The organism is Collinsella sp. AM41-2BH (assembly GCF_003468085.1).
GTDB lineage: Bacteria > Actinomycetota > Coriobacteriia > Coriobacteriales > Coriobacteriaceae > Collinsella.
Genome location: NZ_QSGH01000020.1, coordinates 17,943 through 35,738, shown reverse-complemented (window position 1 = coordinate 35,738; position 17,796 = coordinate 17,943). Strand labels below are relative to the sequence as shown.

Here is a 17,796-nt window from a genome sequence, read left to right as displayed (position 1 = left end):
CTGGTGCCCTTCCTCGGAGAAGTTCGCGAAGCCCACTTCTCCGAGGAAGGGCACCAGCCCGGAGGCGGCCCCAGCGCGAGACCGTCCCGGATGCCTACCTACTCGTTGTCGCCTGCGGTCATCTGCGTTGCGGAGAGCGCGCCGTCGGCTGCTGTTGCGGCTGCGGCGTCGGGCCAGACCCAGTCGGTGAAGGCCGGGTGGTCGTAGCCCTCATCGCACGCGAACTCAAAGGCCTCGGTGCGGAATGCCTCCCACTTATCAATCTGCTCGGCAAACTTATCGGCGTCGACCATGCGCAGCACGTCGGCGGCCAGTGTCCAGCGGTCCATGTTGTTCAGGCGCAGCATGTCGAATGGCGTTGTCGTGGAGCCTTTCTCCTCGTAGCCGTGGACGCGGAAGGCATCGTGGCCGGGGCGGTTCCAGATCAGGCGGCGAATCGTGCCGGCATAGGCGTGGAACGCGAAGAGGACGGGCTTCTCGCCGCAGCCGAACAGCTCAGCCCAGCGCTCGTCGCTGAGAGCCTGGTCGTTCTCGCAGACGTTCTGGATCTTGAGCAGATCGACCACGTTGACGAACCATACCTTGATGCCCAGCTCGCGCAGCATGTCGGTTGCAGCCAGAGCCTCGAGCGTCGGCACGTCGCCGCAGGTGGCGACCACGACATCGGCCTCGGCGAGCGAATCGGCGGTCGATGCCCACTCCCAGGTCGCAACGCCCTCGGCGAGCTCCGCCTTGGCCTCGTCGACCGTCTGGAAGGTCGGAGCAGGCTGCTTGCCGCAGAAGATGGCGTTGACGCAGTCGGTGGACTGGTAGACGCGCTCGGCAACGGCAAGGGCCATGTTGGCGTCGGCCGGATAGTAGGCATTCACGATGTGCGTGTCGTTGGCCTTGTTGAGCAGCAGGTCGATAAAGCCGGGGTCCTGGTGCGAGAAGCCGTTGTGGTCCTGACGCCAGACGTGGCTCGACAGCAAAATGTTAAGGCCGCTGATGGGGGCACGCCACGGAATCTCGCGCTTGGTAGCCTCGAGCCACTTGCAGTGCTGGTTGACCATGGAGTCGACCACATGGACAAAGCTCTCGTAGGAGCTCCACACGCCGGAGCGGCCGGTGAGCACGTAGGCCTCGAGGAAGCCCTCGCACTGGTGCTCGGACAGCTGCTCGACGACCTTACCGGAGCCTGCCAGCAGCTCGTCGTTGGCCTCGTCCTCGTAGAAGCCGGCGTCCCACTGCTTCTTGGTCACCTTGTAGGCAGCCTGCAGGCGGTTGGACGCGGTCTCGTCGGGACCGAAGATGCGGAAGTCATCCATGTTCTTGGCCAGAACGTCGGCAGTGTACTCACCAAAGACGCGGGCGGCCTCGGTGGAGCCCCAGCCATGACCATTAGTGTCGACGGGGACCTCGTGGGCATGAATATCGGGCAGCTCGAGCTCGCGACGCACCTTACCGCCGTTCGCGTTGGGGTTGGCGCCGACGCGCAGCTCGCCGGTCGGCATAAAGGCCGTCACCTCGGGGCGCACCTGGCCCTCGGGCGTAAAGAGCTCCTCGGGCTTGTAGGAACGCAGCCACTCGCGCAGCACGCGGAAGTGCTCGTGGGTGTCCTTGGCACTCGCCAGCGGCACCTGATGCGCGCGCCAGGAGTCCTCGGTCTTCTTGCCGTCGATCTGCTTGGGGCAGGTCCAGCCCTTGGGCGTGCGGAACACAATCATGGGGTAGGCCGGGCGGACCACGGTCTCGCCTGCGGCGGCCTGGGCCTGCGCGGTTGCCTTGATGTCACAGATCTCATCGAAGACCTGTTCAAACAGGGCAGCGAAACGCGCATGAATGCTTGCGTGGCTCTCGTCGTCAAAGCCGGCGACAAAGAAGTGCGGCTTATAGCCCATGCCCTCAAAGAACTTGGTGAGCTCTTCGTCGGACACGCGGGCGAGGATGGTGGGGTTGGCGATCTTGTAGCCGTTGAGGTGCAGGATCGGCAAAACGATACCGTCGGTTGCCGGGTTCACGAGCTTGTTGGATTGCCAAGAGGTCGCGAGCGGGCCGGTCTCGGACTCGCCGTCGCCCACCACGGCCACGGCCAACAGGCTCGGGTTGTCCATGACGGCACCGTAAGCGTGGCTGAGCGTGTAGCCGAGCTCGCCGCCCTCGTGGATGGAACCGGGCGTCTCGGGCGCAAAGTGGCTCGGGATGCCGCCGGGATAGGAGAACTGGCGGAAGAACTTCTGCAGGCCTGCCTCGTCATTGGTGATGTCGGGGCGAATCTCGCGGTAGGTGCCGTCGAGCAGCGACTGAGCAGTACCGGCGGGGCCACCGTGACCAGGGCCCATCAAGAAGATAGCATTCTGGTTGTGGTCGGCGATCAGTCGATTGACGTGACCGAACAGGAAGTTGATGCCGGGCGTGGTGCCCCAGTGGCCAACCAGGCGGTGCTTAACGTCCGGACGACCGAAGTCGCGCACCTCACCGGTTTTCTCGTCGACAAAGTCGGGGCGCATTAGCGGGTTAGAGCGAAGGTAGATCTGACCGACGGACAGATAGTTCGATGCGCGCCAATACAGGTCGACGCCCTCGAGCTCGGAAGCCGGCACCTCGTGGCCCAGCTTTTGCCACGGCGTCCCCAGTGTTTTAGCCATTGTTTATGTCCCTTCGCTGTGCGGTCACCCTCCAATACGGCAACCTTTCGTTGGGACCAGTATATTTGCTAAAACGTTTTATCATGGTGAAAAAACGTTTTACCACCCTTATCAATCCCATCGATTAGCAAAACGCGACATTCACCTGCGGCGTTGATTGTCACAGGTGCTCCACATTCGGTCTCTGCAAATTGGTAAACGTGTTTAGTTGTGTTTAGTAAGCTCGAGCACGCTGTCCTTAACGATAAGCTCCGGCTCCAGAACGACCTCTTCGGCACGCCTGCCGCCCCTACCGGCAAGACGCTTGGACATGCAGCCAAAAGCATGCTCCGCAAGGACACCAGGGTCCTGCTCAATCGCGGTCAGTGCCGGCTCAAAGAGAACGTCGGCCGCCGAGTTGTCATAGCTCACCACCGAGATATCGCCCGGGATGCTCTTCCCCATCTCGTGCAAGCGCTTGAGCAAACCGAGGGCAATGTTATCCGAGCTTGCGAACACGGCAGTGGCGTCAGTTGCGAGCACTGCCTCCGAGGCCTCGTATGCGCTCGGAATGTAGTACTCGCTCTCAAACTCCAAACGCGCGTCGATCGGCAGGCCAACCTCGCGCAGCGCACGCTCGTAGCCGGCAAGACGCTTACGACCCGTATTGGAACGGCGCGCATTAACCAAGCAGGCAATGCGACGATGCCCCTGCTCGATCAAGTACCGGGTAGCCATGTAGCCACCCATCTCGTGGTCGAACATCACCTTGTCGCACTCGAGTCCCTCAATGGCACGGTCGACCATTACAGCTGGGATAGGCAGATGGCTGACCTCTTCGCGCAGAGCGCGGTCGTCAGAGAACTCGTCGCCTACCACCAAAAAGACGCCATCGACGCCGCGCGTCACCAGCTGGCGCAGGAGCTCCAGATCGTCCTCGGCACTTCCACCCGAGCTGGTAATAAAGAGCGCGTAGCCGGCCTCGCGGCAGCGTTTTTCCAGGCTGCCAGCAAGCGAGGCAAAAAAGCGGCTCTCGATGTTGGGAACGATAAGGCCCAGCGTGCGCGACTCGCGCATGACCAGGCTGCGCGCAATCTGGTTAGGAACATAGTGGTTGCGCGCCGCGACCTCTTTGATGCGCTTGCGGTTTTCTTCCGAGATACGACAAGGCCGATTGTTGAGAACAAGCGAGACCGACGAGGGGGAAAGCCCCACCTCCTGGGCAATCTGCTTGAGAGTAACTTTGTTGCCCATCTCGCTCCTTCCGAGTATTCGCGCAATCTCTTGAAAGTATAGCGACCGTCCCTCTACCTCGATGATAAACACTTTACCAATCCGGTAGACGGCTGTTTTATCGCCGCGATTGGTGCAAAGCAACCTGACCCCTTTGCACTATGTGATGCATTGGGGTCAGGTTGCTTTGCACCAAATCCATCCGGGTGGGGTATATTGCATTCGATTGATGAAAACGACCACCATAAGGCGGATATACGTATGCACGAGAATGACTTTTTTAACGAGGACCTGCTCTGCGCGCTCGCCGGTGTTGCCGGCGAGGACAACGTGCTCATGAGCGAGCCCATGCGCGAGCACACCACGTTTAAGATCGGCGGCCCGGCCGACGTCTTTGTCACGCCCGATACCGAGCAGGGACTCGTCGCCACGCTTGACACCTGCTACCGCTGCGATCTGCCGCTCACCATTGTAGGCAACGGTTCCGACCTGCTCGTCGGTGACAAGGGTATCCGCGGCGTCGTCGTAGCGCTGGGCGAGGGCCTCTCTAATATCACCGTCGACGGCACACATGTTACGGCAGCAGCCGGCGCCTTGCTTTCCGATGTCGCCGCGGCGGCAGCCGAGGCAGGTCTCACCGGCATGGAGCCCATCTCGGGCATCCCCGGATCGGTCGGCGGCGCCTGCTACATGAACGCCGGTGCCTACGGTGCCTGCATGGCCGATGTTTTGGAGTCCGTGCGCGTCTATAAACCCGCCCGCGCGCTCGACGACGGCACCCGCGGCAGCGGCAGCATCATCGAGTTCGATGTCGACGAGCTTAACCTGGGCTATCGCAAGAGCCGCATTGCCGACGACGACTTCATCGTGCTTTCGGCCACCTTCAATCTCGCCCCGGGCAACGCCGCGATGATCAAGGCCGACATGGACGACTACCGCCAGCGCCGCGAGGACAAGCAGCCACTCGACATGCCGAGCGCCGGCTCCACCTTCAAGCGCCCCGAGGGCTACTTTGCCGGCAAGCTCATCATGGACGCCGGCCTGCGAGGACACGCCGTTGGCGGCGCGCAGGTGAGCGAGAAGCACTGCGGCTTCATCGTCAACGCCGACCACGCCACCGCCGCCGACGTCGACGAACTCATCCGCCACATCCAAACAACCGTCAAAGACCAATTCAACGTAGACCTAGAACCCGAAGTCCACCGAGTCGGCGAATTTTTATAGCCTGCCCACCGCGATCCACTTTAATTAATAACGGGACAAGTGATCTAGCTCACTTGTCCCGTTATCATTTATTTGCGAAGAACATCGGCTAGCCGCAGGATTGAAATCATCGACCGATAAGTGAGTTCCACTTTTTCGCCCGCAAGCAGTCGTTTCGAGCCAATCTCATCTAGCCCCACAAGCTGAGAAAACAGCGGGCTGCTCATCGTGCCCTCGTCAATTGATTCCCTTATGGTCTTCAAAACGTCCGTATCATGAAGCGACGCCGAGCTGTAGGGGGCAACACGAGCGGAACTCTCAATTAACGACGAGACAAAAGGATGGAGATGCTTTGGACATAGTCCATCAAACACCACATCCCCATTGTCATCCGAGCCGACTAGTCGCCAACTATAATGATCGACCCAGTCGTCTCCGTCATATATGGTGTCCATGAGCAACTTCCCGTCTAGAGAGACCTATTTGGACATCGGGGCGCAAGACCGCAATCCATATAGGACCAGCAGCAGCTCCAACCCAACGCACCGCTCGACAATTGCAAATTGCGGCTATTTTAAATCTACATGATCAGTTCGAGTTCGCAACAAGGCGATTATTGCAGCTAGGTTATATTTCATTTTCCACTTTGGTGAGCCGTCGGCTCCAAATTCCAAAACCGAAGTCCACGGAGTCGATAAATTCATTTAAAAAAGGCCCCGAAAGGGGCCTTCGCCATATTTATTCAGACAACCAGTCCGGTGTGTGACGCATTGGATCCGAGAGGTCCGTGGCTGCCCGGAAGGCATTAGGTTGATCGCGAGTTCCGCACGAGCCGGAGAGCACTTAATGTGCTCTCCGTGCGAGCAGGACTGTCCGAGCAGGCAACCTAATGCCTTCCGGGCAGCCACGGACCAACTTACTTCAAACCGCCGTTACGACAGCGCAATACCGCCAAGCCAGCCCCAACGCACGCCAGAGCCAGTACCGTAGAACCGAATAAACGCATCAAGTGACTTAGACGTAATGGAGCCCTCGTTGCTCATAACGATGCCGCCACCAACATAGATGCCCACGTGTCCGTACAGCAGGCCCGGCGTACCGGTACCACTGTGCGACGAGTCGGCCACAATCATGCCCACCTGCAGCGCCGAACGATCGGAGCTGTAGCACCAGGCGTTAAACATGTCGCACGCGTTGCCGCCAAAGTAGCCCACGCCGGCGTTGCGGAATACGTTGGTAACCCAAGCGGCGCACCAGTTCAGGCCAGGCGAAGGGGTGGAGTAGCATGCGTTGACGACGGCCTGCTGCTTGCCCGAGCCGGCATTCTGTTGCGGAGTTCCGGGCGCATACGATCCGCCACCCGAGCTTGAACCACCCGAGTAGGAATTGTTCTTGTTTGCGGCAGCCGCGGCAGCGGCAGCCTTCCTGGCAGCCTCCTCTGCCTGGGCGGCAGCGAGAATCTCGGAATCACGCTGGGCCATGAGTTCCTTGACATCGTCGGAGAGGCCGTTCAGAACCGTCTGGACCTCCTGCTGCTTGGCCTGCATGTCCTGCATCTGAGCAGTCTGCTGGTCCTTGAGCTTCTCCAGGTCGGCCTTCTGCGACTCGAGCTCGGACTTTTGCGTGTCGAGCTCCTTTTGGATGGTCTGAATGTCCTCGATGGCATCGCGGTCGCTCTTGTTGATCTTCTCAACGTAATGCGCGTTGGCGACGAGTTCCTCAAACGAGCCAGAGGCCAGCAGCAGCGACAGGATGTTCGTACCGCCGGACTTGTAGCTGGCGGCCACGCGATCGGAAAGGTCGTTGCGCTTCTTCTTGAGCTCGGCCTTCTTTTCATCGATCTGGGCCTGCGTGTCGTCAATCTTGCCCTGGACATTCTCGATGTCGTTGAGGGTCTGGGCATTCTTGTTGGCGAGCGCCGCGTACTCATTGGCAATGCTGTCGAGCTGAGCCTGGACCTCGTCGAGCTGGGCCTGGGCGGCATTCAGTTTGTCGGTGGTTTCTTGACTGGCCTCAGCCGCATGGGCGCGGGCGGGCAGGCCAAAAAGAACAGCCGCAGAAGCGGCGCCGAAAAGAGCCTTAAGGGCAGTGCGGCGCGAAAGCTCCTGCGTAAAGATGGAATCGTTGTTTGGTGACATATGTACTCCGTTACATGCTTATTTATATGTCGCTCAACTCAAACATATTAACGCACATCGCGCTTGTCCCAACTATTTCCACGAACGGCTGGAAAAGCATGGTCAGCGGCTCGCAAATACGTCCCACACCAAAGGTAAGGATTATGCAAATAACACCCTATGAGTACGTTAACATCAATCCTCTGGTTTTCCTGCCCCGCGTGTTTTGGGCGCCCCCAGCTGCGCTATACTCCCCTCAAGAAGTGTTCCTGATTCGATAGGAGACTACATGTCCAAAGCACTCGACCCCAAAGACACCTGCGTCCTCGTTACCGGCGGCGCCGGCTTTATCGGCTCGCACACCGTCGTTCAGCTGCTCGAGGGTGGCTACCAGGTTGTCGTCGTCGATGACCTCTCCAACTCCAGCGCCGTTGCCATCGACCGCGTCAAGACCATCGTGGGCGACGAGGCCGCCAAGAACCTCACCTTCTACGAGGCCAACGTGCTCGACCGCGATGCGATGAACAAGATCTTCGATACCCACCAGATCGACCGCGTCATCCACTTCGCCGGCTTTAAGGCCGTTGGCGAGTCGGTGAGCAAGCCCGTCGAGTACTACCACAACAATATCGAGAACACCCTGGTGCTCATCGATGTCATGCGCAACCACGGCTGTAAGTCCATCATCTTCTCGAGCTCTTCGACCGTCTACGGCGATCCGGACAATCCGCCCGTCACCGAGGAAGACCCCAAGAAGCCCGCGACCAACCCCTATGGTTGGACCAAGTGGATGATTGAGCAGATCCTCATGGACGTCCACACCGCCGACCCCGAGTGGGACGTCGTGCTGCTCCGTTATTTCAATCCCATCGGTGCCCATCCGTCGGGCCTGATCGGCGAGGACCCCAAGGGCATCCCCAACAACCTGGTGCCCTACGTCGCCCAGGTCGCCGTCGGTAAGCTCGAGGCCGTTCAGGTCTTTGGCAACGACTACCCCACCCCCGACGGCACCGGCGTGCGCGACTACATCCACGTGTGCGACCTGGCATCCGGTCACGTTGCCGCCCTCAACTGGATGAACGGCAAGACCGGCGTCGAGATCTTTAACCTGGGCACCGGCACCGGCACCTCGGTACTCGAGGTCGTCGCCGCCTTCTCCAAGGCCTGCGGCAAGGAGCTGCCCTACGTGATTCGCGAGCGCCGTGCCGGCGATATCGCCGCCAACTGGTGCGATGCCTCCAAGGCCGAACGCATGATGGGCTGGAAGGCCCAGTACGACATCGCGGACATGTGCCGCGACAGCTGGAATTGGCAGAGCCATAACCCCAACGGCTTCGCCGACGCCGAGTAGCCACTCCCCCGTGCTAGGTTTTGTGGCATGCCTCAAAACCTAGCACGCGACATGCTCGGCACATGCCGCTTCCTGCATGGGTAGATTTCTAGACATGTCCCAAAAATCTACTGGCCCCGGCCTCCAATGTGAGGTCGGGGCTTTTTAGGAACTCGTTCTCGAGCTCGAGCTCGCGCATGCACTTGCGGCCGCCGCGACCGGGTGGTTGGTCAGCTCCTTCTTCCTGACCGTCACCCATCTTCCCAGGGTCTTCTCGTTGATGCCGAGGTCGGCTGCCACTTGGGCGATGGGCTTCCCCGACGCGGCGGCGAAGTCTGCGGCCTCGGCGCGGTACCCCGCTGTGTAGGAGGGCCCGTCTGCCATGACTGACACTCCTTTCTTTTTGGCGCTGAAACGATTATCGCCGCTCAACGCCATTCCTCTAAGTCAAGTGTCCTTGAATACGATACAGTTCAAATGGACGAGGAGAATCTGGCGCTCCTCTCGATGAGCCCGGAGAGGTCCCTGGTCGTCACCTTCCCCCGCGCGAACGCGAAGCGGACGGCGGCGAGCCATGTCCTCACCGCGCGTTCCATTTAGGGAGTCCTCGAGAAGTCGATCTCTCTGTGCGATAATCGAGCTATTGAGTCTCGCGAGTTTAGAGCTGGTGATATGCATTGAAAATCAAGATGAAAAACATCGGCAGGGTCGCTGAGGCCGATATCGAGATTAATGGTATTGCCGTGATCGCCGGGGAGAACGGGACGGGGAAAAGCACGGTTGGAAAAGCGCTTTATGCGGCCTTCAACAGCATGTCCGATTCGGAGAACAAAATCGACCGCATGAGGCGCAATAGTGTTGAGCGCGCCATCAGGAAGGCATATGTGGGAAGCCCTCTCGACTCCACGTCTCGCCACAGGCGAACTGCTGGAAGAATGAATAGTTTCATCGACAGGGTTTTTTCGGGCGAGTGCACGAGGGACGAGCTTATTGATGAGATAAAGGAGTATTACGGGGAGGAGATCTCCCGTGAGATCGAATCCGATTTCACGAATGGCGTAGCAGGAGTTGCCGATCAGATTATCGAGATCATGGATATCTCCGATGATGAGGTATTTCGTGCGATTGCGACAAACAGGTTCCGAAGCGAGTTCAACGGCCAGATCAATTCGGTTTTCGGCGAAGAGCCCGGGAAGGTCGAACTCCAGATAAAGGACGCATCTACGGTTTTCTCGGTTGCAAGTGACGAGGTGGCGGAGGTGCACGATAGGAGGGTTTTGCGATTCAGGGCGCATTATCTGGACGACCCGTTCCTGATCGATTCTCTCGGAGGACCCTACGGCCCCGCTTTTCGGTTCAAGCCCCTCCTTGGACACCAGGAGGAGCTGCGGCAAGATTTGATTCAGGCGACCATCCGTAACGATGACAGCGAGTCCTCGCTGTTCGAAGAGATCGCGAAGGAGCGACACCTGAAGGTTCTCATGGACAAGGTTTCCTCCTTATGTCCGGGGCATTTCGAGAGGAGCGAAAGTCGCGGTCACCTTACGTATCTCGAAGAGGGCTTCGCTCGGGGGTTGGAGCCTGGGAACCTTTCTGCTGGCTTGAAGACGTTCGCCATCATGAAGGTGCTCTTGAAGTCCGGCGCGCTAGATGCCGGAGGGACTATTATCCTCGATGAACCCGAGATTCATCTTCATCCTGCATGGCAGCTGGCCTTCGCCGAGATAATCGTGCTGCTCCAGAAAGAGCTCGGGATGCACGTCTTAATGAGCACCCATAGTCCATATTTCCTGAATGCGATCGAAGTGTATTCTAAGAAGCACGCTGTTGATGGATTGTGCTCATATTATCTTGCGGAGACCTGCACTGATGGACGCTCTCGCTTTGCCGATATAACCGGCTCGACTGAGGTCGCCTACGAGAAGCTGGCGGCTCCTTTTGATACGCTTGAGAGGGAGGAGTACGGCCTTGAGTAGCGACCTGTGCGCCTCCTGCCCTCATCCGAACTCTCCCGCGGTGCCAGATGGCAGCGATGGTTGCTCCCGTTGCAGGACCTGTATCCTAAGGGACTGCACGTCGACCATCTCCAAAACATCCAGAGACGGGAGCGTCTCTCTTGTGGATGACGATTTGCCTGTTGTCAATTTTGACTCTGTTAAAGAATGCTACTGCAAGAAGGTCAATAGGTGGATGCAACTCCCGCGCTCCGCCGATGCGCTGTATTGCGATCGGGAAACGTTATATCTAGTCGAATTTAAAAACGGCAGTCTGAAGGAGACGCTGGGGAAGAGGCTCAATCCCAAGGATGACGAAGAGCTTGGTATCAATCTTGGCCAAAGGGACGCCCTCATCGAGAAGTGCAAGGACAGCGTTTTGATCTGCTCGGACCTGTGGGGAAAGAGGACGAGATGGTTTCGCGAGCACTGCGTCTTTGTTTTGGTATACAACGAGGACAAGAACAAGACCGCGTTGAAGCGGGTTGCCAGCTCGATTAGGAAAAAAGCGCGTTTTGGGCTTCCTGACAAATTGAAAGGTTTTTGCGTGAAGGATGTCTTGACGCTAACCGAAAAGGAGTTTTCGACATCGCTCCTTTCAACTTGGCGAGACGCAGAAGAAATCGCGGAGGTCGACGCGTAGGAGACCGAAAAGCATCCGGTGGCTATTTGCTCCCGATATCGATCGTTCGTCTGCAGTCGGTTTTCTTTCCGCTGCGCCCGCCAGTTTGCGATGAGTCGCGCACCGTGTGAAGCTCAACACGGATGAAATACAAATATAATCCCCCCTTGCACTGTGTTGATAAATATTGCTCGTCGAACTCATCTGAACTGGGCTTTCTTGCATAGAACTGCCTGAACCTGAGCGTTTTCGGGTATCGCATTGCCCGATCGAGCACCATCGCGACCTTCTCAAGCTTGTCCTCGGGCGGACTCATAGCCACAGCCCCGCATGCCGTCCCGGTTGGAGCCGGGATGAGCCCTCAGGAAGCACTGCATGAAGTAGCGCATCCGGTTCACGGGCCCCAGCGGGTTCTGGCCGTCGGGAACGCCCTTGAGCAGCTTCGCGTTGTAGTGCTGGCTCTTCAGTGACAGATTGTTGACGGGAGCCGTGTGGCGCCCGGCTCCATGTCGTGGATGAGCGCGGAGCCGGGCGCCACACGGCTCCCGAACGTCGCCAAGGTCTTCGCCCTGCTTGTCTTGCCAAGGCCCTCCCGGATGAAGATTGAATTGCCTGGCTCATCGCAGCCGAGCGCGACACGGCCTCTACCCGAGACCATCATCTCTACACATAGCCCATCATTCGACAAGAACGCGCAGTTTGTCCTGCATAGGCGCATGGTGTCCCCCTCCGCCGCAAGAGGTGAGCAAAAGAGAGGCTCCCCTCGCCACTACCGGACAAAGGGACCTCTCTGGGGAAACACGCTATAAAACCTTCTTGCCGGGCGGTCGAGTACAGCACCGACGGCGTACCCGTGGAGACCTACCCAGAGCCCACGCCATTTCAAGTTTCTTGGTCTTCAACGCCACAATCCGATAATCATCCAGCCGTCGAAATGACCTCGTCACAGGCGGCAAGCATCTCCTCGTCATGAGTGACAACGATTACAATATGGTCTCTCTTAATTTCATGAAGCAATTTGATCAGCGCGCCTCGACTCTTCGCATCAAGTGCTGAGGTCGGTTCATCAAAAAGCATAACGTCCGGCGATTTCAACAGCTGTCTCACAATTGCAATCTTTTGCTTCTCGCCGCCGGACACCCCTCCTTTCCCGCCGTCAAGCATCGCCGTTGCCCCGTTCTCCACAGAAGCAGCCATTTCGTCTAGCCCCAATATGACAAGCATCCGATTCAGCTTATCCATCTCGTAATCATCAGAAAGCAGCGTAAGATTATCGAGAATCGTCCCCTCAACGATAGGGGGTTCTTGCTCCGTAATGCTGACTCGACACCGCCGCAATGCATATCGATCGATGCAACGCTGTGACACCCCGTTGTAGCGAACGGCCCCTTCTGTGTCATCTGGATATAGCCCCAATATCACTGACAGCAGCGAGCTCTTCCCCGAACCATTCGGCCCCGAGATTCCATATAGCCGACCCCTGGAAAACGCGAGCCCCTCAATGCTTAACGCGACCCTTTCCGCCCCTGGATAACGTAGCTTGATGTTCTCTAGACGGATTTCCTCAATCGGACCAAGCGCCAATTTGCCATTCGCTTCCACCGGGACATCCCAAATTCTTTTCAGCCGCTCATAGCATACGCGATTAGTCTGGTAATCCCTTCCCCAGCCCAACAAATACTGTACCGCTGAGCTTAAGTTCGAATAATATCCAACAGCAGTCACGAGAAAACCAGGCAACAGTCTCCCGCCCATCACTTCAACCGCGCCCACAGCAAGAAGACATCCTTGAGCGGCGGAAGCGACCAACGCGTTGCCAAAGGTAAATCTAGACCCTACTTCCTGATTTGCTCTCATCGTTGGATAGAGCCCATTAAAAGCTTCGACCAGTACAGCGCGGGACCTATCGAACAAAGCATGTTTGCGGATGAAATCAACTTTCTCCAACTGATCTTGTAGACAGGAAAAAAACCTCGCGCTCTGCTCTTGTACGTCAAAACTTCTCTCAAACAGCCTTGCGCGTGAAACCGCATAAAAAGCGGCACTCGCTGCCGCAAGAACAAGGCAGACCACACTCAACTTGATATTCAGGCTACCGAGAACAAACAGGGCGGACAAAAGGGTGATAACGTTGCTTGAAACCCCCACAACCGAGTTGATTACGAAGATGACAAGGTCATTAGCGTCGTGATTGATTTGCTGGTTATAATACGACGCGTTGAAGCCCTCGAAGAATGCCTGGGGAAGGTGCTTCACGTGCTCAAGCGTATCCGCATTTAAGCCGAACCCCGCATGCGACTGAAGGTTGATGTACAGCATCTCTGAGCAATACACTAGTCCCGCTCGAACCGCTTGGACCGCAACCAAAATAAGGCAACAAACGAGAACGGCGGCAAGATCGGCGCTGGCCGGCATCGCCAATCGGTTTACCACTATGCCGGTAAGAAAGGGACCCGCAAGCGCAAGCAGCCCGACCAAAACTGTTACGACAAGATAGGCGTAGAATCGACCGCCCAGTATATATTTTCTACAGAGATTAAGCATCAGCCTCATTTTGCCCCGCACCCCGTTTTGCCGTATTCATCATCTGGGAGAGCAGCATTTTTTGCTCGGCATCATACCGGAAGGAAACGCAACGTTTCCCCTCACCGTTTAAGGCGTGGTTGGGGCACCCTCCCATGCACATGGGAAAAGCAAAGCACTCTTGGCATTCCGGGTCATCCGGCTCATATGCCATCCAGTTAATCATGTTCTTGCTCAACATTGGCGGCTCGAAAATAGTTCCGACCCTCCGCTCCTTCATTCCAATGTCATCCCAGCACTTATACAAATCTCCGACGGGATCAACCACGTACGAGTTGATTCCAACGGCGCAACATATCCCGAAATTCGTCCCACCAAAAGGTTGAACTTTGAAGCCCCGCGCAATTGCCCTTTTATAAAACTCAGTCTCCTCATACGAGAACTCTTTTACAGTAAAGCAGTGGCTGTCGTTCGCACATACCTGATTGATATCGTCAACAGGGGCTAAATAGAAGTGAACCTTATTCATCAGGCCATTTAGCTCGAGATAATCCAATAGCTCTTGAGCGGCCTCGATGTTGGTCTTGTCGACGTTGCTCCTTATCGAAATATCGATGATGTCGGCACACTCTTTGACGTTCTTGAGAATACGTTCGTATGTAGGGCTTCCGTCGTGAAGAATCCTTCTCGAATCGTGATCCGACTTCGATCCATCTATAGTCACTTGCGCGCTCGTCACACCACATGCCGCGAGCCTCCTTGCAACATCAGGCGTCAGCAGATAGCCATTTGTCACTATCGATGCGGAATATTCACACGTTGGCCCCACGACATCTTTCAGATCCGACGTAATCCGTTCGATCATCTTCATTCCGAGCAGAGGCTCGCCGCCGTACCATCCAACTGAGAGACTTGCGATACCAGGATAGTAATCTTTCACGAACTTGGAGAGCTGTGTCAAAACCTCCTCGCCCATCGTCGTGTACGCCTGTCCCTTTTCATAGCAGTAGGGACAAGCAAAAGTTGCAAGCCATCGTTGGCGCAATGGTAAGGGACAGAGCAGTATTCGCAAAGCGCGCGGCGCGACTTTGCAACCTGATCTCCCCAAGCTCGTCCCTCTCCTCATTGACTAGGATGCCTCCCCTTATCAGCTCCGCGACAAGATCATCGGCATCCCGAACGTCCCCTTCTTGAATCCTTTTGAATTTCTGCGCGTATTCCGGATTTAACGACAGGATGCCGCCGGTTCGCGCATTCATGATAAGAAGACTTCCGTTATGTTCATGCACCACATTAAATTGCGACAGTTTCACTTCGCACCATCTCCATTTCCAACCAAATCCATATCGACCCTCAGACGCTGCGCATACGCCAGCGCACTACCTTCTTCGATAAAAACTGCACGAAAGCAGCAATAGACATGCGAGCGACACGATGACCGCATGGCCGCATGCAGCCATCAGGACCGTCCCGCCGGCAGCCCCGCACGCCCTCATCCAATAAGCCATGTGAACCGGGGGTAAAACGGTTGGGAAACTCATCGCGATAACAAGGCCCGCGAACGTTGCGACCAGCAAGGCTCCCGACACAAGAGATCTGATCCTGAACACCTCATATGCAACCGCAACCATCAGCGTATAAGCGGCGTCTATAACGATATTCGACAGGAGTGCCGAGGTCACATTACCAACCGTAAGGCTGTCTAGACCGCTTCCGGAGCACACGGCAAAGACCGCAGCGACACCGAGAGTAAACACGATGTAGGGGCACAGCGTATACACTTCGCAAGCCAATGTCTTTGCCGCAAACAGCTGCCAGCTGCGGAAGCCCCGAGCAATCGAAACTCCCCTTGCCGACACGCTCGTCGCATCACCGAATAGCGTCCCCGCCACAACAACAGAGACGATTGGGAAGAACACCGTATGCGCCATGGAGACGACACTTAGCCAGGAAGAGATACCCGTTGGCCCAACCCCTATCGAGAAAAGATAGCCCGGATCGGCGGAAAAGCCAAAGAACTGGCCCTCTCCCCCTGCGGAGACCCATGCGCCGGACCCGGCAAACACATAAATCCCCGCGATGCCCAAATACATCAGCGCTATTATCACGGCGAGTTTCATTCTCCTTGCGCGGAACAGTTCCGCCCTGACCGACATCCCAAGATTCATCGAACCGCCGTCCTTACAAATAGCGAGACGAGCGCAACTCCAACCGACACAAGCACAGTGCCGCCCGCATACAGCAAAACCTGAATTACACCAACATTCTGCATACTCAGGGAACACAGGTTCATCAGGTAATACACGGGCGAGAGCATGAGCAGCAAGCTGGGCTGACCGCTTCCGTATGTACTTGGGAACCACACCATCACAAATGTCGAAACCGCTATTGCAACGACGCTGCTCGCCACCACACTCCTCGTGAGCAAATACAGGGCGAAGGTAGCGGCGTACATCGAAATGAGCAGCAGCGCGATCATCAGCGCAATCGATACAAATTGGGCAAACCCTGAGCACGAGGCCCCAACGTCCCATTGGGCCATCTTGGTTAAATACAGCGCAGTCGTAGAAAGAAGATACACGGCACCGACCAGAGTGCAGTTCACCAACAGCTTCGTGATCACAATCGCCGCCTGCGACACCCCTCGCGATCTCGATACGGCGTAAGCCACGGATTCAAAGTCTCTCGACGTAGCGTAAACCGCGTAGAGAATCGTCACCGGAATCCAGACCACTGTAGACGCAAAAGACGTCCGGGCAACAGAGCCCAAAACGTCCCCTGCATCCACTAGGTTTCCAATAAAACCTATAGCCCCTCCAAGCGTATACGGGTCATCACCGGCGACCATGATCAGCACCTCAGACGAAGTCGCAGCCGCAACCACATACAGCACAGCCGCAAGCGCAATCATCAGAGCGGTCGCCGGGTGCCTGGCGAGCAACCATACCTCGCTCCGAAAAGCTGAGATGAACTCGCGTTTCATCACAGCTCGCTCTCTCGACCGATGAGCTCCGAATAAAACTCCTCAAGGCTCTTCCTATGAGAATACGCCTCCGCAACCCTCACACCTGCGGTCGAGAGCGCTTCGATTGCAATGCCCCGCCCTTCCTTTTTCTCCTCATAGCGCATAAGGACGCTGCCGTCCGGCAGAAAAGAATGTGAGGTCTCATCTCCGAGAACCGATCTCGTTCGCTCCAGATCGTCCACATGCAACACGAAACCACCGCGGCATGACTTTTCCAGCTGAGGTGCGGTCATCCTTCGAATGAGGCGACCATGACTTATGAAGAGGTAATCAGTTGCCAGCTTGTGCATCTCCTCAAGATTGTGGCTGGATACGAGAATCGTTTTACCTTGATCTTTGTTAAGATGCGTAAGGATTTTTCTTACTTCGACTATCCCCATCGGATCCAGGCCGTTTGTCGGCTCGTCCAGGATCAACAGCTCCGGATCGCCCAGCAACGCTATGGCCAGATCGAGACGCCTCCTCATTCCCATTGAGAAGTTCTTCACTTTCTTCCCGCCGGCCTCCCCCAAACCGACGGTTGATAACACACCGTCGATGGAACGATCGGTGGGAAGCCCCCACTCAATACAGCGAACGACCAAGTTGTCTCGCGCGGTCAGATTAGGATACGAAGCATTGAGGTCGGGCATATAACCCAGCCTTTCCCTGCAGCTCCGTATTTCACGTCTCCCGGTTTGCCCAAACATCGAGATCGTTCCTGACGATGGCTCCGAAAGCCCCGTGATCAATCGAATTAACGTGCTCTTGCCGGCACCATTCTCCCCAATGAGTGCACACAGCTCGCCTTCCATTAAAGAGAACGAGACTGATTTAACCGCTTCAAACCCGCCATATCTCTTGGATATGGCACGCAATTCAACTGGGACTTCCCGCATGGACGACATCCTCCCCGTCAATAAAAAGGGACGACATGGCAATTGTGCGGGGTTATAGGTAACGTCGGTTCGCCCCCCATATTGCAATGCCACATCGCCCCTCAGGCGCTGCTGGCCAAAATATCTTTGAACAGTCTGTGCACGCCGTACGGCGTGCACTATCCGCTAAAAGCGGATAGTGCACTCCTGTGAAGAACACTTGGTGCTGCAGCTGCCGTGCGCGTAAAAGAAGCAATTGCTGCACATGGGCTCAGCCCCGGCTGAC

Annotated in this window: 16 protein-coding genes; 4 read left to right on the top strand and 12 right to left on the bottom strand. The window is 56.7% G+C overall.

The features are described 5' to 3' along the window. Window positions 1-98: 98 nt before the first annotated feature. Window positions 99-2,627 carry a phosphoketolase gene (locus DW899_RS09120; protein ID WP_117800756.1) on the bottom strand — a complete coding sequence of 843 codons (2,529 nt, stop codon included), beginning with the start codon at window positions 2,625-2,627 and terminating at the stop codon, window positions 99-101. 204 nt (window positions 2,628-2,831) lie between these two features. Then, complete coding sequence (locus tag DW899_RS09115) at window positions 2,832-3,860, bottom strand: LacI family DNA-binding transcriptional regulator (RefSeq protein WP_117800754.1); 1,029 nt, start codon at window positions 3,858-3,860, stop codon at window positions 2,832-2,834. Window positions 3,861-4,100: 240 nt separating this feature from the next. Between DW899_RS09115 and murB the strand changes: the two genes are divergently transcribed. Continuing rightward, window positions 4,101-5,063, top strand: coding sequence for a UDP-N-acetylmuramate dehydrogenase (murB, locus tag DW899_RS09110; protein ID WP_117800752.1), 963 nt, complete (start codon window positions 4,101-4,103; stop codon window positions 5,061-5,063). A 68-nt stretch (window positions 5,064-5,131) separates the two neighbouring features. Here the strand turns inward: murB and DW899_RS09105 are convergent, their stop codons facing one another. Together DW899_RS09105 and DW899_RS09100 are read right to left on the bottom strand one after the other, a co-directional pair. Next, a complete protein-coding gene (locus DW899_RS09105) occupies window positions 5,132-5,497 on the bottom strand; it encodes a hypothetical protein (protein ID WP_117800750.1) in 366 nt (121 codons plus the stop codon). Window positions 5,498-5,974: 477 nt separating this feature from the next. After that, window positions 5,975-7,180 (bottom strand): hypothetical protein, encoded by a 1,206-nt coding sequence (locus DW899_RS09100; protein ID WP_117800748.1) that lies wholly within the window; start codon window positions 7,178-7,180, stop codon window positions 5,975-5,977. 268 nt (window positions 7,181-7,448) lie between these two features. On the opposite strand from DW899_RS09100, the gene galE reads away from it, so the two are divergent. Beyond that, on the top strand, window positions 7,449-8,510 hold the full coding sequence (gene galE, locus DW899_RS09095; RefSeq protein ID WP_117564856.1) for a UDP-glucose 4-epimerase GalE: 1,062 nt from the start codon (window positions 7,449-7,451) through the stop codon (window positions 8,508-8,510). 144 nt (window positions 8,511-8,654) lie between these two features. Here galE and DW899_RS09090 read toward each other — a convergent pair whose 3' ends face one another. Continuing rightward, window positions 8,655-8,873, bottom strand: coding sequence for a transposase (locus DW899_RS09090; protein ID WP_117584253.1), 219 nt, complete (start codon window positions 8,871-8,873; stop codon window positions 8,655-8,657). Between the two features lie 305 nt (window positions 8,874-9,178). On the opposite strand from DW899_RS09090, the gene DW899_RS09085 reads away from it, so the two are divergent. Together DW899_RS09085 and DW899_RS09080 are read left to right on the top strand one after the other, a co-directional pair. After that, window positions 9,179-10,465 (top strand): ATP-binding protein, encoded by a 1,287-nt coding sequence (locus tag DW899_RS09085; RefSeq protein ID WP_117584252.1) that lies wholly within the window; start codon window positions 9,179-9,181, stop codon window positions 10,463-10,465. A 142-nt stretch (window positions 10,466-10,607) separates the two neighbouring features. After that, complete coding sequence (locus DW899_RS09080) at window positions 10,608-11,126, top strand: hypothetical protein (protein ID WP_124786586.1); 519 nt, start codon at window positions 10,608-10,610, stop codon at window positions 11,124-11,126. Between the two features lie 22 nt (window positions 11,127-11,148). Here DW899_RS09080 and DW899_RS09075 read toward each other — a convergent pair whose 3' ends face one another. The 7 genes from DW899_RS09075 to DW899_RS09045 all read right to left on the bottom strand — a co-directional run bounded on the left by DW899_RS09075 (window position 11,149) and on the right by DW899_RS09045 (window position 17,531). After that, window positions 11,149-11,421 (bottom strand): hypothetical protein, encoded by a 273-nt coding sequence (locus tag DW899_RS09075; protein ID WP_117584251.1) that lies wholly within the window; start codon window positions 11,419-11,421, stop codon window positions 11,149-11,151. A gap of 602 nt (window positions 11,422-12,023) precedes the next feature. Continuing rightward, the gene (locus DW899_RS09065) at window positions 12,024-13,658 is read right to left on the bottom strand and encodes an ABC transporter ATP-binding protein (protein WP_117757963.1); all 1,635 of its coding nucleotides are present in this window, start codon (window positions 13,656-13,658) and stop codon (window positions 12,024-12,026) included. Continuing rightward, window positions 13,642-14,604, bottom strand: a complete 963-nt coding sequence (locus DW899_RS09060; protein ID WP_233539956.1) for a radical SAM protein — start codon at window positions 14,602-14,604, stop codon at window positions 13,642-13,644. The genes DW899_RS09065 and DW899_RS09060 overlap by 17 nt, the downstream gene beginning before the upstream one ends. Before the next feature lie 22 nt (window positions 14,605-14,626). Continuing rightward, window positions 14,627-14,941, bottom strand: a complete 315-nt coding sequence (locus DW899_RS10705) for a hypothetical protein (protein ID WP_199570311.1) — start codon at window positions 14,939-14,941, stop codon at window positions 14,627-14,629. Between the two features lie 66 nt (window positions 14,942-15,007). After that, a complete protein-coding gene (locus DW899_RS09055; RefSeq protein ID WP_035137757.1) occupies window positions 15,008-15,796 on the bottom strand; it encodes a hypothetical protein in 789 nt (262 codons plus the stop codon). Next, entirely contained in the window at window positions 15,793-16,611 is an 819-nt protein-coding gene (locus tag DW899_RS09050) for a hypothetical protein (protein ID WP_117564851.1), read from the bottom strand. Before DW899_RS09050 ends, DW899_RS09055 begins: the two co-directional genes overlap by 4 nt. Continuing rightward, window positions 16,611-17,531, bottom strand: coding sequence for an ABC transporter ATP-binding protein (locus DW899_RS09045; RefSeq protein WP_035137759.1), 921 nt, complete (start codon window positions 17,529-17,531; stop codon window positions 16,611-16,613). The genes DW899_RS09050 and DW899_RS09045 overlap by 1 nt, the downstream gene beginning before the upstream one ends. Window positions 17,532-17,796 lie beyond the last annotated feature (265 nt).